25 protein-coding genes are annotated in these 22002 nt (G+C 69.1%); 19 read left to right on the forward strand and 6 right to left on the reverse strand.

Going from position 1 to position 22002, the window contains the following annotated elements:
* Positions 1-38 precede the first annotated feature (38 nt).
* The 8 genes from Mhypo_RS02790 to Mhypo_RS02825 all read left to right on the forward strand — a co-directional run bounded on the left by Mhypo_RS02790 (position 39) and on the right by Mhypo_RS02825 (position 7332).
* A complete protein-coding gene (locus Mhypo_RS02790; RefSeq protein WP_206074887.1) occupies positions 39-791 on the forward strand; it encodes a DUF305 domain-containing protein in 753 nt (250 codons plus the stop codon).
* A 529-nt stretch (positions 792-1320) separates the two neighbouring features.
* Positions 1321-2184 (forward strand): YncE family protein, encoded by an 864-nt coding sequence (locus Mhypo_RS02795; RefSeq protein WP_170148195.1) that lies wholly within the window; start codon positions 1321-1323, stop codon positions 2182-2184.
* 11 nt (positions 2185-2195) lie between these two features.
* Positions 2196-2438, forward strand: a complete 243-nt coding sequence (locus tag Mhypo_RS02800; RefSeq protein ID WP_027893345.1) for a heavy-metal-associated domain-containing protein — start codon at positions 2196-2198, stop codon at positions 2436-2438.
* Positions 2435-3649, forward strand: a complete 1215-nt coding sequence (locus Mhypo_RS02805) for an HAD hydrolase family protein (protein WP_119339811.1) — start codon at positions 2435-2437, stop codon at positions 3647-3649. The genes Mhypo_RS02800 and Mhypo_RS02805 overlap by 4 nt, the downstream gene beginning before the upstream one ends.
* 110 nt (positions 3650-3759) lie before the next feature.
* Positions 3760-4122 (forward strand): heavy-metal-associated domain-containing protein, encoded by a 363-nt coding sequence (locus Mhypo_RS02810; protein ID WP_119339812.1) that lies wholly within the window; start codon positions 3760-3762, stop codon positions 4120-4122.
* Positions 4123-4269: 147 nt separating this feature from the next.
* The gene (locus Mhypo_RS02815; RefSeq protein ID WP_027893347.1) at positions 4270-5367 is read left to right on the forward strand and encodes an ABC transporter permease; all 1098 of its coding nucleotides are present in this window, start codon (positions 4270-4272) and stop codon (positions 5365-5367) included.
* A gap of 7 nt (positions 5368-5374) precedes the next feature.
* Positions 5375-6481, forward strand: coding sequence for an ABC transporter permease (locus Mhypo_RS02820; protein ID WP_119339813.1), 1107 nt, complete (start codon positions 5375-5377; stop codon positions 6479-6481).
* Positions 6478-7332, forward strand: a complete 855-nt coding sequence (locus Mhypo_RS02825; protein WP_147075275.1) for an ATP-binding cassette domain-containing protein — start codon at positions 6478-6480, stop codon at positions 7330-7332. The genes Mhypo_RS02820 and Mhypo_RS02825 overlap by 4 nt, the downstream gene beginning before the upstream one ends.
* 121 nt (positions 7333-7453) lie before the next feature.
* Here the strand turns inward: Mhypo_RS02825 and Mhypo_RS02830 are convergent, their stop codons facing one another.
* On the reverse strand, positions 7454-8485 hold the full coding sequence (locus Mhypo_RS02830) for an IS701-like element ISMesi2 family transposase (protein WP_119339814.1): 1032 nt from the start codon (positions 8483-8485) through the stop codon (positions 7454-7456).
* Between the two features lie 81 nt (positions 8486-8566).
* Between Mhypo_RS02830 and Mhypo_RS02835 the strand changes: the two genes are divergently transcribed.
* The 5 genes from Mhypo_RS02835 to Mhypo_RS02855 all read left to right on the forward strand — a co-directional run bounded on the left by Mhypo_RS02835 (position 8567) and on the right by Mhypo_RS02855 (position 13612).
* The gene (locus tag Mhypo_RS02835) at positions 8567-9910 is read left to right on the forward strand and encodes a beta-propeller fold lactonase family protein (protein ID WP_119339815.1); all 1344 of its coding nucleotides are present in this window, start codon (positions 8567-8569) and stop codon (positions 9908-9910) included.
* 103 nt (positions 9911-10013) lie between these two features.
* Positions 10014-10592, forward strand: a complete 579-nt coding sequence (locus tag Mhypo_RS02840) for a TQO small subunit DoxD (protein WP_027893351.1) — start codon at positions 10014-10016, stop codon at positions 10590-10592.
* A 26-nt stretch (positions 10593-10618) separates the two neighbouring features.
* Positions 10619-11020, forward strand: a complete 402-nt coding sequence (locus Mhypo_RS02845; RefSeq protein ID WP_027893352.1) for a cupredoxin domain-containing protein — start codon at positions 10619-10621, stop codon at positions 11018-11020.
* A gap of 112 nt (positions 11021-11132) precedes the next feature.
* A complete protein-coding gene (locus Mhypo_RS02850) occupies positions 11133-11867 on the forward strand; it encodes a cytochrome c biogenesis CcdA family protein (RefSeq protein WP_240637084.1) in 735 nt (244 codons plus the stop codon).
* A gap of 449 nt (positions 11868-12316) precedes the next feature.
* The gene (locus tag Mhypo_RS02855) at positions 12317-13612 is read left to right on the forward strand and encodes a sensor domain-containing phosphodiesterase (RefSeq protein WP_206074888.1); all 1296 of its coding nucleotides are present in this window, start codon (positions 12317-12319) and stop codon (positions 13610-13612) included.
* 78 nt (positions 13613-13690) lie between these two features.
* Here the strand turns inward: Mhypo_RS02855 and Mhypo_RS02860 are convergent, their stop codons facing one another.
* Entirely contained in the window at positions 13691-14101 is a 411-nt protein-coding gene (locus Mhypo_RS02860) for a VOC family protein (RefSeq protein WP_027893353.1), read from the reverse strand.
* Entirely contained in the window at positions 14098-14286 is a 189-nt protein-coding gene (locus Mhypo_RS02865) for a hypothetical protein (RefSeq protein ID WP_027893354.1), read from the reverse strand. The genes Mhypo_RS02860 and Mhypo_RS02865 overlap by 4 nt, the downstream gene beginning before the upstream one ends.
* 176 nt (positions 14287-14462) lie before the next feature.
* On the opposite strand from Mhypo_RS02865, the gene Mhypo_RS02870 reads away from it, so the two are divergent.
* The 6 genes from Mhypo_RS02870 to Mhypo_RS02895 all read left to right on the forward strand — a co-directional run bounded on the left by Mhypo_RS02870 (position 14463) and on the right by Mhypo_RS02895 (position 18941).
* Positions 14463-14672, forward strand: a complete 210-nt coding sequence (locus tag Mhypo_RS02870) for a hypothetical protein (protein WP_119339818.1) — start codon at positions 14463-14465, stop codon at positions 14670-14672.
* A 47-nt stretch (positions 14673-14719) separates the two neighbouring features.
* Complete coding sequence (locus Mhypo_RS02875) at positions 14720-15742, forward strand: hypothetical protein (protein WP_119339819.1); 1023 nt, start codon at positions 14720-14722, stop codon at positions 15740-15742.
* A gap of 86 nt (positions 15743-15828) precedes the next feature.
* Positions 15829-16125: a putative quinol monooxygenase gene (locus Mhypo_RS02880; RefSeq protein ID WP_027893355.1), complete on the forward strand. Its 297-nt coding sequence runs from the start codon at positions 15829-15831 to the stop codon at positions 16123-16125.
* A gap of 72 nt (positions 16126-16197) precedes the next feature.
* Positions 16198-17877, forward strand: a complete 1680-nt coding sequence (locus Mhypo_RS02885; RefSeq protein ID WP_119339820.1) for a diguanylate cyclase — start codon at positions 16198-16200, stop codon at positions 17875-17877.
* A gap of 54 nt (positions 17878-17931) precedes the next feature.
* Entirely contained in the window at positions 17932-18546 is a 615-nt protein-coding gene (locus Mhypo_RS02890; protein WP_119339821.1) for a DUF3592 domain-containing protein, read from the forward strand.
* Entirely contained in the window at positions 18474-18941 is a 468-nt protein-coding gene (locus tag Mhypo_RS02895; protein WP_119339822.1) for a DUF3592 domain-containing protein, read from the forward strand. Before Mhypo_RS02890 ends, Mhypo_RS02895 begins: the two co-directional genes overlap by 73 nt.
* 41 nt (positions 18942-18982) lie before the next feature.
* Here the strand turns inward: Mhypo_RS02895 and Mhypo_RS02900 are convergent, their stop codons facing one another.
* From Mhypo_RS02900 to Mhypo_RS02910, 3 genes are all read right to left on the reverse strand, one after another.
* Entirely contained in the window at positions 18983-19375 is a 393-nt protein-coding gene (locus Mhypo_RS02900) for a PIN domain-containing protein (protein WP_036219436.1), read from the reverse strand.
* Between the two features lie 22 nt (positions 19376-19397).
* Positions 19398-19655, reverse strand: a complete 258-nt coding sequence (locus tag Mhypo_RS02905; protein WP_027893358.1) for an AbrB/MazE/SpoVT family DNA-binding domain-containing protein — start codon at positions 19653-19655, stop codon at positions 19398-19400.
* A 325-nt stretch (positions 19656-19980) separates the two neighbouring features.
* The gene (locus Mhypo_RS02910; RefSeq protein WP_206074889.1) at positions 19981-21738 is read right to left on the reverse strand and encodes a methyl-accepting chemotaxis protein; all 1758 of its coding nucleotides are present in this window, start codon (positions 21736-21738) and stop codon (positions 19981-19983) included.
* Positions 21739-22002 lie beyond the last annotated feature (264 nt).

Consider the following 22002-nt stretch of genomic DNA (forward strand, 5'->3'; position numbering starts at 1 on the left):
TACAACAACCCGCTACACTCGGCCTCGAGGTGATAGGAATGAAACGACAGCTAGCCCTCTTCGCAGTCACCGCCCTGGCCAGCTTCTCGCTGGCACAGACCGACCCACACCACCCTGAGACGGCTCCTGCGACGCAAAACACCACCCAATCGCAGGCGCTTCCGATGCCCGGCGGGGCGGCTCAGATGCCGATGGCCCAGATGATGCAGATGATGCAGATGATGCAGGGCATGATGGGCTCGGGGCTGATGATGCTCGAGGGAGCCCCCTTCGAGCAAGCGTTCCTCTCGATGATGGTCCCCCACCACCGCGCGGCGGTAACGATGGCCCGCGACGTGCTGGGCAAGACCCAGGACGCGCAGATCCGCGGCTGGGCCAACGCCATCATCCGCGACCAGGAGCGCGAGATCACCCAGATGAAGGCGCTGCTGGTCGCCCTGGGGGGCACCAACCTGGCCGCTCAGCGCGCGATGACCCAGGGCATGGGCGGCATGATGCCGGACCAAGGGGCGGGCGGGATGATGCAGGGGATGACGCAGGCCCCCGCCCCGGGCGGCATGATGCAAAACCCCGCCACGGGCAACGCGACGCAGGCCCCGCAGGCCCCCGTCAGCCCGGAGCGGGCCTTCCTACAGGGGATGATCCCCCACCACGTGCAGGCCATCGAGATGGCCACGCTCGCCCTGCAAAAGGCCCGGAACCCGGCCATCGTCAAGCTGGCCAGCGACATCATCCGCACACAGGCTCAGGAAGTCTACGAGATGCGGCTCAAGCTCGCCAACCTGCGTTAATCCCGGGCATCACACCGGGATGCCGGTGTTCGGCGGCACCCGCTGCCGGGTCGAACGGGTTACGAGCTCCGCGAGGCCGGAGGTGTAAGGCTACCTCCGGCCTCAGCGGCCTTGATGAGGCCGCCCCAGGCGCTTCGGGGAGGCTCCAGCCATCGGCCTGGCCCAGCCTCCGGCATGACGCACGGCCTGGGTTCCAGACCGGCGACCTGGCTGAATTAATCCTCTTCGGGATAAATGTCCCTGCCCACCCCAGGTGGGGTGGGCTATCCTCTTCACATACGGGAGACCATTTGAAGACCGCGGCGGGATAGACGACCGGCTGCCGCCACCCCAATTTCCGCCTCCCGGCACGAGCAGCCCGATTGGCTTACGGCTCGTTGCGAGCCAGTTAGGAGAACCCCTGATGAAAACTCAAGCAGCTCCTCGCACACGACCGCGAAGGGTCCTGTTCACCCTGGCAATGGCGTTGCTTCTGGGCCGCAGCCTCGCAGCGCCGCTGCTCTACGTGGAAAACAGCCTCGGTCGCAGCGTGTTGGTCCTGGACGCCGAGCGTGGCCAATTGGTCGCCACCATCCCCCTGCCGAGTTCGCCCCGCGGGCTGGCCCTGTGTCCCGGCCAAGGCCGGCTGTACGTGGCTGGGGGTGACGCGGGCATAGTCAGCGTGATCGGGACTGCCAGCAACGAGGTCCTGCACACGGTGAAGGTGGGCGCGGCTGCCTGGGGACTGGCGCTGAGCCCGGACTGCTCGAGGCTCTACATCGCCGGGGGCAGGAGCGACAGCCTCATCGTGCTGGATACCGCCAGCTTCCGCGCTGAGGCCGTCGCCGTGGGGCGAAACCCCCAGGGCGTGGCCCTCGGCCCGGAGGGGCGCTGGCTGGCGAGCCTGAACTACGCCAGCAAGGACCTCAGCGTGCTCGACGCACAGAGCCTTCGCCTCGAGCAGACCGTAGCGACGAGGAGCGGCCCCCATAGCTGGTCGCTCTCGCCCGACGGGCGCTGGCTGGCGGTGGGGGCGTTGGACTCCCGCGAGGTGCTGCTGATCGACGCCCAGACCCTGCGGGTGGTTTCCACCTACGTCAGCGAGGCTGCCCCGGAAGGGCTGGCCTTCCGCACGGACACCGAGCTCTGGATCAGTTCGCTGGCGTCGGACTACGTCGAGGTGCTGCACCTGACGCTGCAAGCCGGGCAACAGGTGCTCATGCCCAGGCGCTACACCACCCGCATCAAGACCGGACAGGGTCCGTTCAGCATCGCCTTCAGCCGTGACGGACGCTGGGCCTACGTGAGCAACATGCGCGAGGGCAGCGTGGTCAAGATCGACGCCCGCAGCCGCCGGGTGGTGGCGCGCTTCGCGGTGGGCGGTGAGCCTCACCGGCTGGTGCTTTTGGAGTAAAGGAGGGGTCTATGCCCGAGCGAGAGCTGAGCTTTAACGTGTACGGCCTGGGCTGCGGCGGAGCCGGCGCGACGACGCTCGAGCGCGCCCTGGCCAGGCTGACCGGGATGAAGCGGGTCTACGTCAACCCCCTGACCGAGCGGGCCTACCTCGAGTACGACCCCGCGCTGACCTCCCTGGAGTCCATCCGGCAGGCGGTGGAAGGGCTCGGCTACGAGGCCGGTCTGCCCGGGGTGTCCGGAGCGCGGCCATGAGCGCGGGCGTCCTGGGCCTCGAGCCCCTGCTATCGTACGCGTACGCCCCACGGCTGGGGATTTACCGCCGGTTCTTGCACGTCGAGCGTGAGGCGATGACCCTTCCCGAGGGTTCGGTACGGGAGGAATTGCTCCGGACCCTGAGGCGGGCCAAAGCCGAGCTGGATCTGCCCGGCCTGGGCCTGGGGCAGGGCTTGCTGGAGGAATTGCTCTCGCGCTGCGACCCTTCTGGCCTGGCGCTGGCCTGCGCGTGGGCTTCGCGCGGGCAGAAACCCTTTAACCTGATCGCCACCGACTTCGACGAGACCCTGCGCTTCCGCCGCGAGACCGAGGCCGAGGTCCCCCCCGAGACGGTGGGCATCCTGCGAGCCCTGCTGGACCGGTTTCCTCAGCTGGTGCTGGTGGCCAACACCGCGCGCAGCCTCGAGCACGCTCGAGGCCTGCTGGTGCAGCTTCTGGGGGCTGGGCGAGCCAACACCAGCCGGGTCATGGTGATCTACGAGGGGGGTGCTGGAATCTTCATCCCCGGCCGGGGGCGCCATAGCCGCATCCCGCTCTACCGCGAACTGCCCCAGGCGGTGCTGGGGGTGCTTGCCCAGGTGCGCGCCCGGCTCCCGGCGGCCTGCCTCGTGGGCATGGACTGCCCCTGCTGGGACTATAGCCTCCAGGCCGACGAGTTCAACTTGAGCCTCAAGCCCAACTACCCTGCGGGCTCGCCCGAGGCAGTGCGGATCGCCCACCGGCTGGTCGAGGTGCTGCTCGACACCCTGGGCGAGGTGGTGGCCCAAGCCGAGGGCCTGCCGCTGCCGGAGGCACGGCGGGCCGCCCGGAAACAGCTCCTGGGTGAGGCCCCCGGCGACCCGCCCCCGCCTCACGTGCCCCTGCTCGAGGCCCTGCGGCTGCTGCACTATCCCGGGGACGCCGCCGTGCTCACCGCGCAGGGACTGGACAAGGGCAAGGGGCTGGAACGCGGGATCGAGGCCCTGGGCCTGAAGGAGCCCTGGGTCTTGGCCCTGGGCGACGGGGGTCAGGATCTGCCCATGTTCGAGGCCGTGGCCCGCCACCGCTGGGGCCTCCCGGCCTGCCCCGAGGGAGCCCACCCGGAGGTGGTGTCCTGGGTCCGGGCGCAGGGGGGAATCCTCTACCCCCCTGGCCGGGCCGACCGGGTCCTACAGGCGGCTTATGCGCTGGGCCTGTGCGGTCAGGCTTAGGTGGGGTCAGGGACATCCGTCCATACCCACCCCACCCGGGGTGGGATAAGATTCGCATAAGAACTACCGAATTGCGTTGCGGATTGAGCCAGAGCCGGAGGAGGCCCCAGGTGAACGAGCACGAGAACTGCCAGGTGGAATCGGAAGCGCTGGAAAAGCCCTTCGATCCTGGACGACTGGACCAGGCCGCGGTGGCCTATCTGGCCGTCGGCGGGATGGATTGTCCGCGCTGCGCCACGCGGGTGAGGAACGGGTTGTTGGCCCTGGGGGGAACCCTACTGGCCGAGGTCTTCCTGCAGGAAGGGCTGGCGGCGGTGGCCTGCGACCCCGAACGGGCTGGGCCGGAGGACCTGGTGGGCGCGGTGGCCGGGTCCGGCCACGACGGTCGCCACCGCTACCGCGCCCAGGTGCTGGCCCTGCGTCCGGCGGCGGAGGCCTTGGTCCTGGAGCGCGGCTCCTGGACCTGGCGCTGAGGTCGTGAGGTCTACCGGCCGGTGCCTCTGGGTGAATACGGCGACAAAGGCGGCGGCTCGAGCCCCAGGGCGTCCGTCCGTATCCCGTGGGATAGGGCAGTTCGGACACCGCCGACCGTGCTGGAGGCCGCAGTGAGGAGGACGGGGATGTACGTGGCGCTGCACAACCTGCTGCACGACCGCTTGCGCTTCGCGCTCAACGTGCTGGGGGTGGCGCTGGCGGTGATGCTGGTGCTGTTTTTGCTGGGGCTCGAGCAGGGATTGCGGCTCCAGGTCACGGCCTACCTGCGCCAGGCCCCGGGCTCCATCGCGGTGACCCAGGCCGGGGTGGACAGCTTCGGCGGGGGCAGTTCGCTGCTGCCCCCCGGTCTGGAGGAGGACCTGCGCCAGGTGCCGGGGGTGGCTAAGGTGGTCCCGGTGCTGACCCAGACCGCCATCTTCGACCTGCACGACAAGAAGATCTTCGCCTTCCTGATCGGCTACGACCCTGCCCTGGGAGGCGGCCCCTGGCGCATCGGCGAGGGGCGGGAGCCCCGGGAAAGGGGCGAGGTGGTCTTCGACCGGGTGCTGGCCCGGCTGCACGGCGTCAGGGTGGGGGACACGGTCGAGGTGCAGGGGCAGAAGTTCCCCGTGGTAGGCCTCTCCGAGGGGACCGCCTCCTGGATGACCGCCCTGGTCTTCGTGCGCAAGGCCGACCTCGAGTCCTACCTGCTCACCCCGGGCCTCTCCAGCCTCGCGCTGGTCACGCCCGCGCCGGGGGTCGCGCCGGAGGCCCTGCGGGCCCGGCTGAAAGGGCTGCCGGGGGTCGAGGTCTGGCTCAAGTCGGAGCTGATCGAGAGCGACCTCAGGCTCTACCAGGCCTTCTTCAAACCGGTGCGGCTGATGTCGCTGATCGCCTTCCTGGTGGGGACGCTGGTGGTGGGCCTGGTGATCTACAGCGCCACCGTCGAACGGCAGCGCGAGTACGGGGTGCTGAAGGCCCTGGGGGCCCGCAACGCCCGGCTCTACGGGCTGGTGCTGGCCCAGGCCCTCGCCGTCGCGGCCCTGGGATCGCTCTCGGGGATCTTGCTGGGCTTCGCCGCCGCCCGGCTGGTGCTGGCCCTGCGCCCCCAGATCCTGGTGGCGCTCGAGCCTGGGGTGGTGGGGCTGACCCTGCTGACCGGCCTGTTCATGGCCCTGCTGGCGGCCTGGCTCCCGGCCCGCCTCGTCGCCGGGCTGGCCCCGGCAGAAGTCTTCAGGAGGTGAGAGCGAGATGGGCTACCTGGCCTGGCGCAACCTGACCCAGAGCAAGACCCGCTTCCTCCTCTCGGTGGGCGGGGTGGCCCTGGCCCTCGCGCTGGTCCTGGTGCTGGACGCGATCCTGGCCGGGTTCGAGGGCCCCCTGGCCGCCCCCATCGAGCGCTCCGGCGCGGACGTGTGGGTCTCACAGAAGGGGGTGCGCAACCTGCACATGGTGCTCTCCACCCTGCCGGAGGGGGTGGTGGAGGTGGTGGCCGGGGTGCCCGGCGTGGCCTCGGTGACCCCCATGCTCTACACCACCCAGATGCTCAGGGGGCCCAGGGGAAGCCGCTCGAGCTACGTCTTCGGCCTGCCCGCCGATGCCCAGGCCGGCAAGCCCGCGGGGGCCTGGCCGCCGGGGGCGGGGGAAGTGATCCTCGATAGCGGCCTGGGCCAGGTGTTGGGCCTCGAGGCCGGCGACACCGCGCGGGTTTTCGGCCGCAACTTCAGGGTGGCCGGGTTCGCCACCGGGCTCTCCAACCCCCTCAACGGGGTCAGCTTCTTGCGGCTGGAGGACTTCGCCCGCCTGCGCCGCAGCCGTGACACGGTGAGCTTCGTGCTGGTGCGGGTGGGGCCGGGGCGCTCGGCGGAAGAGGTGGCCCGGCGCATCGAGGAGGAGGTGGAGGGGGTCTCGGCCCTGTCCCGTGCGGCCTTTGCCCGGCGGGAGCGGGCCGTGGTCCGGGACATGGGGGCCGACGCCATCAACATCATGAACCTGGCCGGCCTCCTGATCGGCCTGGCGGTGATGGCCCTGGTGATGTACACCGCGACGCTCTCGAGGCGCGCCGAGTACGGCGTCTTGAAGGCCCTGGGGGCCAGCAGCGGCCACCTGTACCGCGTCGTCCTGGCCCAGGCCCTCTACAGCGTGGGCCTGGGGCTGGGCCTGGCGGTGGCTTTAACGCTCGTTTTGCCCCTGGTCCTGTCCGCCCTGGGCCTGAACCTGCCCCTGCAACTCACCTGGGCCTCGCTCCTGAAAGCGGGGGGAATGGCCCTGGTGGTCGCGGGGGCAGCCTCGGCCCTGCCCATGCGGCAAATCGCCGGGCTGGACCCGGCCCGGGTCTATCGTGGAGGTGCGAGATGAGGACGGAAAGGGCAGCCACCCTACGGGTACAGAACCTGAGCAAGCGCTACGGTTCGGGCGAGACCGCGGTCCAGGCCGTGAAGGGGGTAAGCCTCGAGGTCTCCCCCGGCGAGATCGTGCTGATCATGGGGCCTTCCGGCTCCGGCAAGACCACGCTGCTCTCCATGCTGGGGGCGCTCCTGAGGCCGACCGAAGGGCGCATCGAGCTCGACGGCCTGGTGTTGAGCGAACTCTCCGAGGGCCGTCTGCCCGACATCCGCCTGCGGCACTTCGGCTTCGTCTTCCAGGACTTCAACCTGCTCTCGGCCCTGAGCGCGCTGGACAACGTGGCCATCGTGGCCGAGCTGGCCGGCCTGGGACGAAAGGCGGCGCGGGCCAGAGCCAGGGCGCTGCTGGAGGAGCTGGGCCTGGGGGCGCGGCTGCACTTCCTGCCCGAGCAGCTCTCCGGCGGGGAGAAGCAGCGGGTGGCCATCGCCCGGGCTCTGGTCAACGAGCCCGCGCTGCTCCTGGCCGACGAGCCCACCGCCAACCTGGACTCCCACCACGGCCACGAGACCATGCGCCTGCTGCGGCGCATCGCCAAGGAGCAGGGCAAGAGCGTGCTGATCGTCTCGCACGACGCCCGCATCCAGGACATTGCCGACCGGGTGCTGTGGCTGGAGGACGGGGAGTTCAAGGAGATGCGCAGCCTGGCCACCGACCCGGTCTGCGGGATGACGGTGGAGCGGGAGAAGGCGGTTTCCGCCCAGTGGGAGGGGAAGAGCTACTACTTCTGCTGCCGGGGTTGCCGCGAGGAGTTCCTGGCCGGACCTCAGCGCTTCGGGAAGGCCACGGCCCGAGAACGGGAATGAGGCGCCTTCACCGACGCGCCACGACCTTTAAGCGGGGTCGGGGCTCTTTATACGAGCTTAATAGGCTAGCCGCATCATAGCGCCTGAGGTGATATATGGACGGGTTTGTCCGGATTAGGACTTACGCAGTTGGCTGAAGGATGTGGAGGGGATGGGCGAGATAACTTCGTATTGCCTCGCGAACAATGGACGCCTTGGCCTCGTACCAGCTCACCCCCCTGCGCAGCCGGTAGACCTCCAGCCGGAGGAAGGCCCGCAAAGCCAGGAGGAGGTGCCGCAGGATGGAGACCGCCTTCCTCACCTGGGCCCGCTCCACCCCACAGCACTGCTTGAGCCCCCGATGGTACACTTCGATCCCCCATCCTTGCCGCTCTAACTCCGCCCGCTTCTCTTCGCTCATCCCCAGATGGTTCGTGGCCCAGTACTCCGCCTCCCCGTCCTTGGAGAGCGTTCGGAACACCCTCACGAACCCAAAACCCCGAAGATGAACCACCCTCCCCTCCCCAGGGATTTCCACCTCACGGATGGGTACATTTCCCTTCCCCTCCGGGTTGACCAGGCGGTTGCCCTTCAGCCGCGTCAGAAACCGCCAGCCAAAGCTGACTATGGCCTTGAGGTTCTCCAAGCTGGCATACCAGCTGTCCATCAGGACATATTCCGGCTGAAACCCCCGCTCCTTCGCTTTCTGGAGCATGGTCTGAAAGTGGTCGTTTTTGCTCTTCCCATCCTGGGGCTTGTCGTAGACCCGAAAGTCGCAGGGGATCAGGGCCTGCCCCTCCGTCCACAGCAGGGTCATGAGGGCGATGCCCCTAACCACCCTTTGGTGTTTGCCACTCCAGTGGTAACTCACCAGATCCATGTCCCGAGCGTAGGGCTTATCCAGGGTGGTGTCGTCCAGGATCAGCAGCCCCTTCCTGAGCTTCACGAACGCCTTCGCCTCCTGCCACAGCGCCGCCGTGTCGGGCGGCTGTCTTTGCAGCAGGCGGGTAAAGGCATCATGGGCGGGAGGGCTCTTCTCCTTTGGACTACAGCGAGCGGCCTCGGTACAGGTGAAGACCCGCTGAGCGGCGATGAGAAAGTGGATGTAGTCCAGGTCATCGCACTTCGGTGGGTTCATGGGCATCACCCCCTTTGGAGAAGCTTGGCTAAGCACTCTCCTCCTAGCACACAGAAGAATGTCCAGTCAACTGCAACTGCGTAACTCCTACGGATATTAGCATCGGCAGCGGTCCTGGTGGGCGCAGGCTTGGCCCTGGGTACAGCCACCGAGGGGAGCAAAGGCGTACAGGTCTACCTGGATAGCCTCCCCTTAAGCGGCACCCGGGTCGATCAGGGGGTAACCCTGGTGCCGGTACGGGCCCTGGCTCAGGCCAGCGGGGCCGGCCTTCAGTGGGACGCAAGCCGTAAAGCGGCTACGCTCACTCGAGGCCCCGACAGGCTGGTGCTCCAGGCCGGTTCCAAGAGGGCGCTGCTGAACGGGTCGCCGCTCGAGCTGAAAACACCGGCTCAAGCCGGCAAGGACGGGCTGCTCGTGCCCGCGCAGGCCGTGGCCGGCTTCCTGGGGCTGCAGGCCTACTGGATCCCCGAACAGCGGGCGCTGGCGCTGCTGTCGGGCATCCCCAAGGTCTACGTGGCCAACGAGTACTCCGACTCCGTCAGCGTCATCAACGCCCGCACCAACCGCAAGATCAAGGACATCCGGCTCGAGGGCCCCGGCGCGGCCGGCCACGGCCGGGCGGGGGACGGGGAGGACCACAAGGATGCCAAGGTCATCCCCCACAACATCCAGGTGTCCCCCGACGGCCGCTACGTCTACACCGCCAACGCGGGCACCAACTCCCTGGGGGTCATCGACGCCTACACCGACACCCCGGTGGCCGAGATAAGGGTGGGCGAGCACCCCGCCCACGTGGTGGTCAGCCGCGACAACCGCACCGCCTTCGTTACCAACGGGGGCGAGGGTACGGTCTCGGTGGTGGACCTGCGGGCCCGCAAGGTCAGGGCGACCATCCCCGTGGGCAAGAGCCCCCACGGGCTGCGGATCAGCCCCGACGGGCGCGAGGTCTACGTGGCCAACACCCAATCCGACTCGGTCACGGTGATCGACGTGGCCTCGCTCCGGGCCGTCGCCGAGGTCGCGGTGCTCTCCAAGCCCGCGCAGGTGGGCTTCACCCCCGACGGCCGCTACGTCTACGCCAGCAACGCCCACCTGGGCGAGGACGTGCAGGGCCACGTCTCGGTCATCGACACCGCGACCCGGCAGGTGGTGGGCAACGTCGCGGTGGGCAAGACCCCCATCCAGGTTTACGTTACGCCGGATGGCCGGTTCGTATACGTGGCCAATACCGGCAGCAACGACGTCTCGGTGATCGAGACCGCCAGCGGCAGCGTCGTCAAGACCATCCCCGCGGGCAAGGCCGCCCACGGGGTGGTGATCTCGCCCGACGGGCGCTTCGTCTACGTCAGCAACACCGAGGCGGGCACGGTCACGGTGATCGAGGTGGCCAGGCAGGCGGTGGTGGCCACGGTCCCCGCCGCCTACGGCGCCAACGGCATCAGCTACCGCGCCGGCCGCTAGCAAGACGCGGGCTGTTTCTCGCCTCTGCTTTTCCCTTGAGGACATTCCACCCTTCCCACCCCAATAGGGGTGGGATACCCTTCTTGGAGGGAAAGGAGAAAGCATGAACGCTAGATCCACGCAGATTCCCGAGCCCAGCATCTCCCGCTTCCTGTTCGCCGATACCCGGCTAGCCCCTCTGTGGGCGATCTTTCGCGTCTACCTGGGCTGGCAGTGGCTCGAGGCCGGCTGGGGCAAGTTCAACAACCCGGCCTGGGTGGGCGAGAAGGCCGGCACCGCGGTTTCCGGTTTCCTCTCCCGGGCGCTCACCAAGGCGGAGGGTGAACGCCCCGACGTGACCGGCTGGTACGCCTGGTTCATCGAAAACGTGGCCCTGCCCAACGCCACCTTGTTCAGCTACTTGGTGACTTACGGGGAAATCCTGGTCGGGCTGGCCCTGATCGTCGGGCTCTTCACCGGCTTCGCGGCCTTCTTCGCCGGCCTCATGAACGCGGCCTTCCTGCTGGCGGGCACCGTGAGCTCGAACCCCTGGATGTTCATCGTGGCGACCTGGCTGGTGCTGGCCTGGCGGACGGCGGGCTATTGGGGCCTGGACCGCTGGGTGCTCCCCAAGGTAGGAGTACCTGGCGTGGCAGGGGAACTCTTCCGGCGAAAGGAAAGGGATGACGGATGGGAAGGTTAGGGACGGCGAAGTCTTCTCGAGGCGCAATGGACCCGCTGCGGCTGGGTTTCCTGATCCTGGGCGGGGTGGTGCTGCTGGCGGCGGCTGGGCTGTTGTTGCGACCCTACTTCCCCACCGGGGAGAGCCCCCAGGGAACCGTGCTGCGCATCAGCATGTCCGGCTGGCAGCCCAGCGTGGTGGAGGCGAAGGTGGGTGAAGCGGTCACGGTCTCCATCGTCAACCTGGATAACGCCTACCATACCGACGGCGGCGGCTGGCACAACTTCGTGCTCGAGGGCCAGAACCTGGAACAGCGCGTTCCCCCTAAGCAGACCGGCACCGTAAGTTTCGTCCTGAACCAGCCGGGGGAGTACCTGTTCTACTGTGACATCTGCTGCGGCGGCAAAGAAAACCCCTTCATGCGCGGCAAGGTGGTGGTGAGCAGCTAATATGGCCGACAAGCCTGCTGGACCGTTCCCCTGGGCCAGGGCCGGCCTCTTCACGGGGCTCGCGGCGGCGCTGCTCGGGCTGGCCCTGGTCGCCGTGGGGCGCCCGCACCAGATGCCCACGGTTTCCTGGCTCGAGGCCAACCCCCTGCCGGCCCTGGGCCTGACCCTCACTGCGGGTTTCGCCGACGGCATCAACCCCTGCGCGATCACCACCCTGCTGCTCTTCATCGGCGCGCTGCTGGCGACGGTGGAGCGAGCCTCGCGGCTGGAGGTGGCCCGCCGCGCCCGCTATGTCTGGGTGGTCGCCGGAGCTTACATCCTGGGGATCTTCCTGCTCTACCTGGTGTTGGGCGTGGGCTTTGTCGAGATCTCCAGCCTGCGGGTCTTCGGCAACACCCACCTCGTCACCCGGCTGGCCGCGTTCGTCGCGGTGATGTTCGGTCTTCTCATGATGGCCGAGTACGTCTTCCCGCGAAGCCCTATCAAGCTCAGCATGCCCGCTGCGCTGCACGGCCTGGCCCACCGCTGGACGCGCCGGACTACCGTAGGAGCCGCGTTCGTGGGCGGGGTGCTGATCGGCACGTGCACCCTGCCGTGCGGCGGGGGGATGTACCTGGCGGTGGCCGCCCTCATCGGCAGTCTCTCCAGCAAAGGTTACGCCTACGCACTCCTGACGAGCTACAACCTGGCCTTCGTGCTGCCGTTGCTGCTGCTGGTGGGCATAGCCGGCAGCCGACCGGTGCTCCAGCGCCTGAGCCGGCTGCACATCACCCACCGGGGCCGGGTCAAGCTGGGGCTGGGGCTTTTCGTCGTGGCGGTAGGCTTTTCGGCACTCCTGCTGGCTTAGAAGCTGAAATCTACCATACCGGCAGCCGCGGACGCGGCTGCCGGTCGGGCCGCCCGCTTGTTCGCGGAATTGGCCCGAAAAGCGGCTATCTACAAGAAACCGTCGGCGGTCCCTCGGTAGACGGAAACTCTACAATGTGCCGGCAGCCGGGATATCGTCGCGAAAGCGCATATAATCCAAAGTATCCCCCGGACACGGCAGCTCACCGGGCGTGAGCGGGCGGCGGAGCTACTGCGGCTGGGGGCGTGGGGATGCCAGCCGACACCAGTCTTGGTGCGGTTTTCGGGGGCCCGGCTGCCCGCCCCTCGAGGGGTCCACCGCGGGCACGGCCGGGCCTCAGGACGTTTCCGGGAGCATTTCCCGCAGCGGTCGTTCTGGGACTGTTTCGCGAGCGACGCCACGGGAGCTGAGGCTAACTCACGCTAAGCGTCAAGAGGTGGTAGAACCCTATGGACCGAGACGACGCACGACCGGACCTCGCCCCCGGCGCCCAGTCCCCGATGCCCAACATCTTCCTGTCCGCCTCCAGGACAGCCGACGCACCGCTCGACGTGATCGTGCTGGACGCCTTGCGCGCCATCCGCGAGCACCTCGGCATGGAGGTGGCGTTCGTCTCGCAATTCCGGGACGGCAGGCGCTACTTCCGCTTCATCGACTCCGCGACGGAGAACCCTCCCGTCACGGTGGGCGACTCCGACCCCCTCGAGGAGTCCTACTGCCAGTACGTCGTCGACGGACGGTTGCCCGAGCTCATCCGTGACGCCTCGCAGGTCCCGGTGGCGCTGGAGTTGCCCGCCACCACCGCCCTGCCGGTGGGGGCCCACCTGAGCGTGGCCCTACGCCTCAGCGACGGCCGGGTCTACGGCACCATCTGCTGCTTCAGCTCCAAGCCTGATCCCACCCTCAACGAGCGTGACCTGGCCCTGCTGCACCTGTTCGCCAACTTCGTGTCCCAGCAGATCGAGCGGCGCCTCGCGGCCGACCGGGCCCGCCAGGCGATGGCCGAACGGGTCGCGGCCGTGCTCGACGCCGGGGCTTTCTCCATCGTCTATCAACCTATCTTCCACCTCGTGGAGGGGAGGATCCTGGGGTTTGAGGCCCTGACCCGGTTTTCGGCCGAGCCGGCCCGCAGCCCCGACGTGTGGTTCGGCGAGGCCGCCGAGGTCGGCCTGGGCGAACAGCTCGAGATGGCGGCGGTCGGGAAGGCCCTGACCGGGCTGGACCGCCTGCCCGCCGGGGTCTACCTCTCGCTCAACGTCTCCCCGACCCACCTCCTCAGCGGCGCGGTCGAGCGCGCGCTCGAGGGGGCGCCGCTGGAGCGCATCGTGCTGGAGGTGACCGAGCACGTCCCCATCGCCGACTACCCGCGGTTCGTGGCGGCCCTCGAGCCGCTGCGCCGCCGGGGGTTGCGCCTGGCCGTCGACGACGCCGGGGCCGGCTACGCCAGCTTTAGCCACATCCTCCAGCTCGGCCCCGACCTCATCAAGCTCGACGTCGCGCTAACCCGTAACATCGACGCCGACCGCACGCGCCGCTCGCTCGCGGCCGCGCTCATCCGCTTCGCCGAGGAGACCGGCAGCCGGATCATCGCCGAAGGGGTGGAGACCGTGGCCGAGAGGGATGCCTTGCTCGGGCTGGGGGTGGACATGGCCCAGGGGTACCTCTTGGGCCGCCCCGTGCCGATCGCCGAAGCCGCCGCCCTGCTGCGGCCCCCGTACGAAGGCCCAGAGGCCCGAAAGCCTTGACCTCTGGGCTGTTGGCCGCTCCGGGCCCAGGCACCTTTCACGGGCCGTCCTCTCGGTCGTGCCGGCACCCCGCTGCGGCTAAGCCCTGGGGCGCTCCTGCAACACCCAGCCGTTGCCGTCGGGGTCGCTGAAGAAGACGAACGAGTTCCATTTCCCGCCTTTCCCCTCCACCCACACCCCCCCTTCGACGTGCCGGACGGGGCTCACCCCCACCCCCCGCTCGAGCAATTCCCGCCGCGCGGCCTCGATGTCGCCCACCACGATCTGCAAGCCCTCCAGCGAGCCGGGCGGCATGCTGTGGATCCCGCGGCTGAGGTGGATCGAGCAGGCCGAGCCGGGCGGGGTCAACTGCACGACGCGCACGGAGTCGCTGACCTGTGCGTCGAGGTCCACCGCGAAGCCACACTGCTCGGCGTAGAAGTGCTTGGCGCGGTCGATGTCGGAGACGGGGACCTGGACCACCTCGAGCTTCCAATCCGTCGCGCTCACGGCTGGCCCCCGGCCGGCGCGTAGCGCAGCAGCACCACGCCGGAGCCGAAGCCGCGGGCCTCGAGCAGCCCCCGCTCGGCGAGGCCCCCGACCAGGGTGGGGCTGCCGAAGTCGAAGGCCCAGAGGTTGGGGGACTCCACCACCCCGTCGAGGGTCATGAACAGCGAGGCCACGATCTTGCGCATGCCGGTCCTCCTTTTCCCGCCCGCAGGCGGCTTGTAACGCCCCTTGCCGATTCGCTAAAATGCAGATCAACCGTGTACATTCTGATTATAGCGTATCTACTCCTAAATCACAACTATAGGCTACGGGTTTACGGGTGGGTGTGTCCCCAAAACAACCCAGTAGCCTAAACTGAGGCATGAGCCCACTACAAGAGCGGTTGATGGTGCTGATTGGGGAAGCGGAAGCGAAGGGTAAGGGGATGAAACTGGCCCAGCTGGAGCAGTTGGTGCTGGAGTATGGGGAGGTCATACAGCAAACCCTGCTGCAGGGTCTGGTCACGCAGCGGGAAGTGCAAGAGGCGGATCAAGGGGTCAAAAAAACTGTCCAGACTGCCAGAGAACCCTGAGGGGTTGTTACCGCTATGGGAAGAAGGTTGCCAGCCTGTGGGGGCCGGTGGAGGTTCGACGCTACCAGTATCGCTGCGGTTGTGGATACCAGGGATATGGGTTTGGCGATGACAGCCTGGATGAGAGCGGATACTTTCCCGAGCTGCTGGGGCGGCTGCAGGAGGCAGGGATGCGGATGTCTTACCGGGAGGCAGCAGGGTGGTTGGGGCGGTGGCGGGTCAAGGTGAGCAAGAGCCAGCTGCAGCGGCTGTGCGTGGCCCTGGAAGGGACGGCCCAGGCGCTGGGGAGGGAGTGTCTGGCGCAGCAGGCCCACCAGGCCCTGCCGGGACGGGCGCAGGAAGGGGGCAGGCGTTGGTGTATCGAGGTGGATGGCAGCCTGGTGCCAACCCGGGTGGAGGGGGGAGTGGAGTGGCGGGAGGTCAAGAGCGCGGTACTGTACCCGATGCGCGCGCCCAGCCAGCGCTACTACGTCAGCGCGTTAGTAGCTGCGGGGGAGTTTGCCCCCCTGGTGCATGGTCTGCTGCGCCAGGCAGGGGTTCGTCAGGCCGATCGCCTGATCGGGATCAGTGACGGGGCGGTCTGGATTGCCGAGTTGTTGGGGGATCTGGGGGTCAAACGGCATATTCTGGATGTTTACCACGCCAGTACCTACTTCGAGACGCTGCTACAGGGGCTGGGCTTTTCAGAGGCCCAGCGAGCGCAGCAACGCAGGGCTCTGCTGCGGGGTGAGATCGACCTGCAGCGCTGGCTCAATAACCATCTCAACGACCCTGCCCTGCTGGCCGCCCTGCCAACGGAAGCACAGAAAGCCCTGCGCTTCCTGGAAAAGCAGGCTTTGCTCAACCACACCAACTACCCCCAGTTCAGGCGCGAGGGGCTGGAGGTGATCGCTTCGGGCCAGATTGAGGGGGCCAACAAGCATGTGATTCAGGGGCGCCTCAAAATCGCCGGGGCTCGCTGGTCGGTCAACGGGGCCCATGCCAAGGCTTTTGGCCGCTCCCAGCTATTCTCACTCCGTCCAATCCTCCCCTTCAACACCGTGCGCCATGTCGCTTTCCCGGCAGCCTAGCCTTTCGGGTTGATCTGGGGACGCACCCCTACGGGTTTGCTAGTTAGCGGACACGGGCGCCCGCAGCGGGCCCGGCGGAGGTGGGGATGTACGGATTGATCAGCAGGTTGAAGGCCGTGACGGGGCGGCGGGAGGAGTTGGTCGCGGTGCTTCTGGAGGGGTCGGCGGGGATGCCGGGCTGCCTGAGCTACGTCGTCGCGCGCGACCCGGCCGACCCCGACGCGCTCTGGGTCACCGAGGTGTGGGACTCCCGGGAAAGCCACCGCGCCTCGCTGGCGCTGCCCTCCGTCCGGCAGGCGGTGGAGCGCGGCAGGCCGCTCATCGCCGGGTTCGGCGAGCGGCACGAGACCGAGGTGGCCGGGGGGCACGGCCTCGGGGGGTGAGGGGCCGGGCCCCTCGCGGGCCCGCGTGCACGCCGACCCGGCCCGGTGGCCCGGGCTCCTTATAATCGCTCCATGAGTTCCGACACCCCCGAACTCTCCCCCCGACCGGGGCAGGCTTCCGAGCCCCGTGAGCGCCTGAGGCTCCTGCTGGAGTGGTGCGAGGCACAGGGGGACCGCGACCCCGCGGGGCACCTGGCCGCGGCCCAGGAGGCCCGGGAGCTCGCGGGCGCGCTGGGGGAGGCCGGGCTCGAGGGCACAGCCTGGCTCGAGCAGGGCTACGCCCACACCGCGCTGGGGGACCCGGCCCAGGCGCTCGAGGCCTTCCGGCAGGCCCTGGCGCTGTTCGAAGCCGGGCGCGACCTGGCCAACACCGCCCGCTGCCTGCGCGGCATGGGCATCGTCTACGACAGCCTGGGCGACTTCGAGCGGGCCCTGGCCCACTTCATCGACAGCCTCGAGCTGTTCACCCGCCTGGGCGACCCCGCCGCCGAGGCCCGCGCCCTCAACAGCATCGGCATCGTCTACTCGCGCAGCGGCCACCCGGAGGAGGGGCTGGAGTACTACCGCCGGGCCTACGAGGCCCACCGGCGGCTGGGGCGGCCCCTCGAGGGCGCGGCGGCGCTGAGCAACATGGGGATCAACCTGAAGAACCTGGGGCGGCTGGAGGAGGCCGAGGGGGTCTTGCGCGAGGCCCTGTCGCTGTCTGCGCCCCCCGAGCGGCGCATGCGCGGGGCGGTGCTGAGCAACCTGGGGCTGGTGCTGGAGAAGCTGGGGCGGCTCGAGGAGGCCGAAGCCTGCCACCGCCAGGCCTGCGAGCTGCTGCAGGGCAAGGAGTTCCCGGCGCTGGCGGTCGAGACCGTGCTGTGCCTGGGGCGCTTCTACGTGGCGCAGGGCCGCCTGGACGAGGCCGGCCCGCTGCTGCTGCAGGCCGAAGAGCTCAGCCGCGCCAGCGTCAACCGGCCCAAGGAGGCCGAGGCCCGCCTGGCCCTGGCCGAGCTCCACAAGCAGCGGGGCGACTTCGAGGCCGCGCTGGGGCACCTCGAGGCCGGCCGCCGGCTGGAGCGCGAGGTCTTCGACGAGGCCTCCGGCCGCAAGCTCAAGAACCTCCAGGTGAGCTTCGGGCTCGAGCAGGCCCGCCGCGAGGCCGAGCTGGAGCGGCGCAAGAACGCCGAGCTCGCGCGGGCCTACGCCGAGCTCGAGGCGCTGCACGCGGCCCTGAAGGAGTCCGACCGGCAGAAGGGCGCGCTGCTGCAGCGGCTCGAGCGCATGGCGCTGGAGGACGGCCTGACGGGGCTGTTCAACCGCCGCTACCTCGACGAGGCCCTGGCCCGGGAGTTCGAGCACTCCCGGCGCCACGGCCGCCCGCTGAGCGTAGCGCTGTGCGACCTGGACAACTTCAAGCGCATCAACGACCACCTCTCGCACATGGTCGGCGACGAGGTGCTCAAGGGGGTGGCCCGGCTGCTGCGCGAGCACGCCCGCCCCGCCGACGTGGTGGCCCGCTACGGCGGGGAGGAGTTCGCCCTGCTGCTGCCGGGGGCCGACGCTGCGCAGGCTCGGGCGGCATGCGAGAAGCTGCGGGCGGTGGTCGAGGCCTACCCCTGGCACACCCTCCACCCCGAGCTGCGGGTCACGCTCTCGGTGGGGGTGTGCAGCGACCTCAGCCTGGAGAACCACGAGCGGATGCTGGCCGAGGCCGACAAGCGGCTCTACCAGGCCAAGCACCGGGGCAAGAACCAGGTGGTCGCCTAGGGAGGGTGCCGTGGCCCTTGCAACCCCCGCGATGGCGGCCTCGGAGGAGGGGGCGTGAACCGGCGCCAGGACATCGACCCCGCCGCCGCCAAGCTGGTGGCAGGGTTCATAACCGTCGTCGGCCTGCTGTTCTGGGGGTTCGTAGCCTTCCAGACCTTCCGCTCGCTCTACGACTACGCCGTGGCCCAGCGGTACGCCCCGACCCCGGGGGTCATCGAGGATGTCCTCATCGTGAACTACCCGCGCGGGGGGCCGGCCTACGGCTTCGAGTTCAGCTACGAGGTGGGCGGTCAGGTGTACCGCAGCCGGCGGGTCTCGGTAGGCCCGGTGGACACCCAGGCCCTGGCCCGCCGGTGGGAGCGCGGCACCCGGGTGACGGTGTACTACAACCCACGCGACCCCCGCGACGCGGTGCTGATCCGCGACCTCAGCCTGCTGCGCGACTGGCAGTGGCCCGCGTTCCTCTTCCTCACCCTCAGCCCCCTCCTGGCCTACCTGCTGCTCCGGCGCTACGCCCCCCCGCTGAGCCCGCCGGGTGGGCCGGACCCTGGCGGTCCCGCCCCGCACCCCCGGCCGAACACGGTTAAGTTGAGCCCATGGGAAAATCCCAGAACACCGCCTTCTCGAGCCTGTCGCCGACCGCCTGCTTGGTGCTCATCCTGTACCTGATGGGCTGGGCCGTCTTCGCCCTGCTGACGCTGGAGGCCCTGTACCAGTACGCCGTCGCCCGGAGCTACGCCGCCACCGAGGGGATGATCGAGCGGGCCACCGCCACGACGCTGCGGGGCGGGGTCTCCTACGGCTTCGAGTACGCCTACGAGGTGGGCGGGAAGACCTACCGGGGCAGGCGCACCTCGGTGGGCCCGGTGGACGCCGACGCCCTGGCCCGGGGGTGGGGGCGCGGCACCCGGGTGACGGTGTACTACGACCCGCGCGACCCGCGCAGGGCGGTGCTGATCCGCGACCTCAGCCTGTCCTACGGCTGGGGCTGGCCGCTGTTCGTCCTCATCACCCTTAGCCCTCTCCCGCTGTGGCTGCTGCTGCGGCGCTACGCGCGGCGGTGACCCCCGCCCCGTGGGCATCTCCCCGGGCCGGGAGCGGACGCCTAGCGGACGGGGTGGACCGCGACCCGCAGGTTGGGCAGCCCGGCCCAGGCCCTCTCCGCGGTGAGCACCCCCAGCCCCCGAGCCTCGGCCAGAGCCAGGCACACGCAGTCGCCAAGGCTGAGGTTGTAGGGCCGACGCCGGGCGTACCAGAAGGCGGCCAGGTCGGACTGCTCGAGGTCGAAGGGCACCACCTCCAGCACGTCGGTGAGGGCCTCGAGGGCCCCCCGCACCTCACCCTCGGTGTAGCTCCCGCTGCCCACCAGCTTGCCCAGCACCTCGGTGCGGGTCACCGCCGACACTGCCCCCGCCCCTGCCTCCAGCGCCTCGGCCACCCGCAGGTGCCCGGGTTCGGCGCGCAGGAAGGCGATCAGCGCCGAGGCGTCAAGGACCACCCCTCCGCCGCTCCCCCTCACCCTACCACCCTTTGCCCTCGGCCTCCTCGCGACGCTCGGCCAGCAGCTCGGCGGTGAGATCCCGCCCGTCCGGGCGGGCCAAGACCCCCTGCAGCTCGCGCACCCGCGCGCTCCGGGTGACCAGCTCGAGGCGCCCCTCCCTCAGCGTGAGCACCAGGCGGTCGCCGGGGGAGAGCTCCAGGGCCTCGCGCATCTCCCGCGGGATCACCAGCCGCCCTCCCGTACCCAGCTCAACCTCCTTGCGCAGAACCGTTGCCATGCTGAACTCAGTATACCATTTTTATTCCTGATGGTAATGTGGAGAGTTCTGCCACCGCTCTGCCGTCCCTGCCTGTACCTTCGGCACGGACGTTCGGTCAGCGGGCGGCAGGCCCTCAGGCCCTCCCGGCACGCCACTGCCACCCCGGACCCGCCCCATGCTGGAATTCGGGCGATTTCACATCGTCCTCTAACGTTCCCGCAGCGTGCGATCGGAGGTGCAGCGTCGTGGCGGAGGTCGAGGTCTTGTTGCTGGGCAGCCCGCAGGTTCGCTGTGGCGGCTGGCCGGTGGCGTTCCGGACCCGCAAGGCCCTGGCCCTGCTGGCCTACCTGGCCCTCGAGCCCGGCTGGCAGAGTTGCTCTGGCCCGAGGCCGGCGCGGGCCACGGACGCAGCTCCTTGCGCAAGAGCCTGACCCCCCAGCTTCCCCTCGGTCCCGACCTCGCGGGCCACGCGGGTCACCTCGGAGGCGAAGGCGTTGAGCTGGTCCACCATGGTGTTGATGGTGTCCTTGAGCTCGAGGATCTCCCCCTTCACGTCCACGGTGATCTTGCGGGAGAGGTCCCCCCGCGCCACGGCGGTCGTGACCTGGGCGATGTTCCTCACCTGCGCGGTGAGGTTGCCCGCCATCGAGTTCACGCTGTCGGTGAGGTCCTTCCAGGTGCCGGCGACGCCCGGAACCACCGCCTGCCCGCCCAGCTTGCCCTCGGTGCCCACCTCCCGCGCCACGCGCGTGACCTCCCCGGCGAAGGCGTTGAGCTGGTCCACCATGGTGTTGAGCGTTTCCTTGAGCTGCAAAATCTCCCCGCTGACGTTCACCGTGATCTTGCGCGAGAGGTCGCCGCTGGCGATGGCGGTGGCTACCTCCGCGATGTTCCTCACCTGCGCGGTGAGGTTGCCGGCCATCGAGTTCACGCTGTCGGTGAGGTCCTTCCAGATGCCTGCGACCCCAGGGACCACGGCCTGGCCGCCCAGCTTCCCTTCCGTCCCGACCTCCCGCGCCACGCGCGTGACCTCGGAGGCGAAGGCGTTGAGCTGGTCGACCATGGTGTTGATGGTGTCCTTGAGCTCGAGGATCTCCCCCTTCACGTTCACCGTGATCTTCTTCGAGAGGTCGCCGCGGGCCACCGCCGTGGTCACCTCGGCGATGTTGCGGACCTGGGTGGTGAGGTTCGCCGCGAGCAGGTTCACGTTGTCCGTGAGGTCCTTCCAGGTGCCGGCCACCCCGGGCACGATCGCCTGCCCGCCGAGCTTGCCCTCCGTCCCGACCTCGCGCGCGACGCGCGTGACCTCCGAGGCGAAGGAGCGGAGCTGGTCGACCATGGTGTTGATCGCCTCCTTGAGCTGCAGGATCTCGCCGCGCACGTCCACGGTGATCTTGCGCGAGAGGTCGCCGCTGGCCACGGCGATGGTCACCTCGGCGATGTTGCGCACCTGGGCGGTGAGGTTGGAGGCCATGGAGTTGACGCTCTCGGTGAGGTCCTTCCACACCCCGCTCACCCCGCCCACCTGGGCCTGCCCGCCGAGCTTGCCGTCGGTGCCCACCTCGCGCGCGACGCGCGTGACCTCGGAGGTGAACACCCCCAGCCGCTCGATCATGGTGTTGACGATGGTGGCCGAGCGCAGGAACTCCCCCTCGAGCGGCCGCCCGTCCACGTCGAGCCGCACGGTCTGGGTGAGGTCGCCCTGCGCCACGGCGGCGATGGCCCGCGTGACCTCGGCGGTCGGGCGCAGCAGGTCCTCGATGAGCATGTTGATCGAGGCCTCCATCTGGCCCCAGGCCCCGCGCGACTGGTCGAAGCGGGCCCGCTCGCGCACCTTGCCCTCCTTACCCACCACCTGCCCGACCCGGCTGAGCTCGAGGGCCATCTTCTGGTTGGCGGCCACGATGTCGTTGAAGGCGTCGGCGAGCTTGCCCTCGAGCCCGGTCCAGTCGCCCGGCAGCCGCACCGAGAAGTCGCCGTCCCGCACCGCCTGCAGCCCGCGCAGCAGGATCCTCAGGTCGGGCGCCGGGCCCGCGTACGCCCGCCCCCCGGCCTCGACGCCCTCGGCGTGATCAGTGGTCCCCGTAACGGCTTCTTCCATACCCGATACCCCCTGCATAACCTCCGTGCTGAAATCCCCCGCGGTCGCCTGCGCCGGTTCGTGCCCCGAAACGGGGTGGTCCGCACGACGCCAGAACCACCCCTCATCTGCGACCCCGGCTCGAGCCCCTCCGGACCAGCGCCGGGGCTCAGCCGGCCGACCCCCCGCTGTAGACGACGGTTTCCGGATAACCTTTCATTATCGAATATTTGATCCACACCAAGCTGATTGGCGGCTGAGTGGCGCGCGGCGCGGGCGGGGCAC

It is taken from the genome of Meiothermus hypogaeus, from assembly GCF_003574035.1.
GTDB lineage: Bacteria > Deinococcota > Deinococci > Deinococcales > Thermaceae > Meiothermus > Meiothermus hypogaeus.

Excerpts from the sequence above, each read along its gene's own strand:
- Mhypo_RS02820 (WP_119339813.1), top strand. The coding sequence starts at position 5,375 with ATGGGCTACCTGGCCTGGCGCAACCTGACCCAGAGCAAGACCCGCTTC.
- Mhypo_RS02805 (WP_119339811.1), top strand. The coding sequence starts at position 2,435 with ATGAGCGCGGGCGTCCTGGGCCTCGAGCCCCTGCTATCGTACGCGTAC.
- Mhypo_RS02905 (WP_027893358.1), bottom strand. The coding sequence starts at position 19,655 with ATGGCAACGGTTCTGCGCAAGGAGGTTGAGCTGGGTACGGGAGGGCGG.
- Mhypo_RS02855 (WP_206074888.1), top strand. The coding sequence starts at position 12,317 with ATGGACCGAGACGACGCACGACCGGACCTCGCCCCCGGCGCCCAGTCC.
- Mhypo_RS02850 (WP_240637084.1), top strand. The coding sequence starts at position 11,133 with ATGCCCACGGTTTCCTGGCTCGAGGCCAACCCCCTGCCGGCCCTGGGC.
- Mhypo_RS02870 (WP_119339818.1), top strand. The coding sequence starts at position 14,463 with ATGAGCCCACTACAAGAGCGGTTGATGGTGCTGATTGGGGAAGCGGAA.
- Mhypo_RS02790 (WP_206074887.1), top strand. The coding sequence starts at position 39 with ATGAAACGACAGCTAGCCCTCTTCGCAGTCACCGCCCTGGCCAGCTTC.
- Mhypo_RS02910 (WP_206074889.1), bottom strand. The coding sequence starts at position 21,738 with ATGGAAGAAGCCGTTACGGGGACCACTGATCACGCCGAGGGCGTCGAG.
- Mhypo_RS02800 (WP_027893345.1), top strand. The coding sequence starts at position 2,196 with ATGCCCGAGCGAGAGCTGAGCTTTAACGTGTACGGCCTGGGCTGCGGC.
- Mhypo_RS02840 (WP_027893351.1), top strand. The coding sequence starts at position 10,014 with ATGAACGCTAGATCCACGCAGATTCCCGAGCCCAGCATCTCCCGCTTC.
- Mhypo_RS02885 (WP_119339820.1), top strand. The coding sequence starts at position 16,198 with ATGAGTTCCGACACCCCCGAACTCTCCCCCCGACCGGGGCAGGCTTCC.
- Mhypo_RS02895 (WP_119339822.1), top strand. The coding sequence starts at position 18,474 with ATGGGAAAATCCCAGAACACCGCCTTCTCGAGCCTGTCGCCGACCGCC.
- Mhypo_RS02880 (WP_027893355.1), top strand. The coding sequence starts at position 15,829 with ATGTACGGATTGATCAGCAGGTTGAAGGCCGTGACGGGGCGGCGGGAG.
- Mhypo_RS02825 (WP_147075275.1), top strand. The coding sequence starts at position 6,478 with ATGAGGACGGAAAGGGCAGCCACCCTACGGGTACAGAACCTGAGCAAG.
- Mhypo_RS02845 (WP_027893352.1), top strand. The coding sequence starts at position 10,619 with ATGGACCCGCTGCGGCTGGGTTTCCTGATCCTGGGCGGGGTGGTGCTG.
- Mhypo_RS02815 (WP_027893347.1), top strand. The coding sequence starts at position 4,270 with ATGTACGTGGCGCTGCACAACCTGCTGCACGACCGCTTGCGCTTCGCG.
- Mhypo_RS02865 (WP_027893354.1), bottom strand. The coding sequence starts at position 14,286 with ATGCGCAAGATCGTGGCCTCGCTGTTCATGACCCTCGACGGGGTGGTG.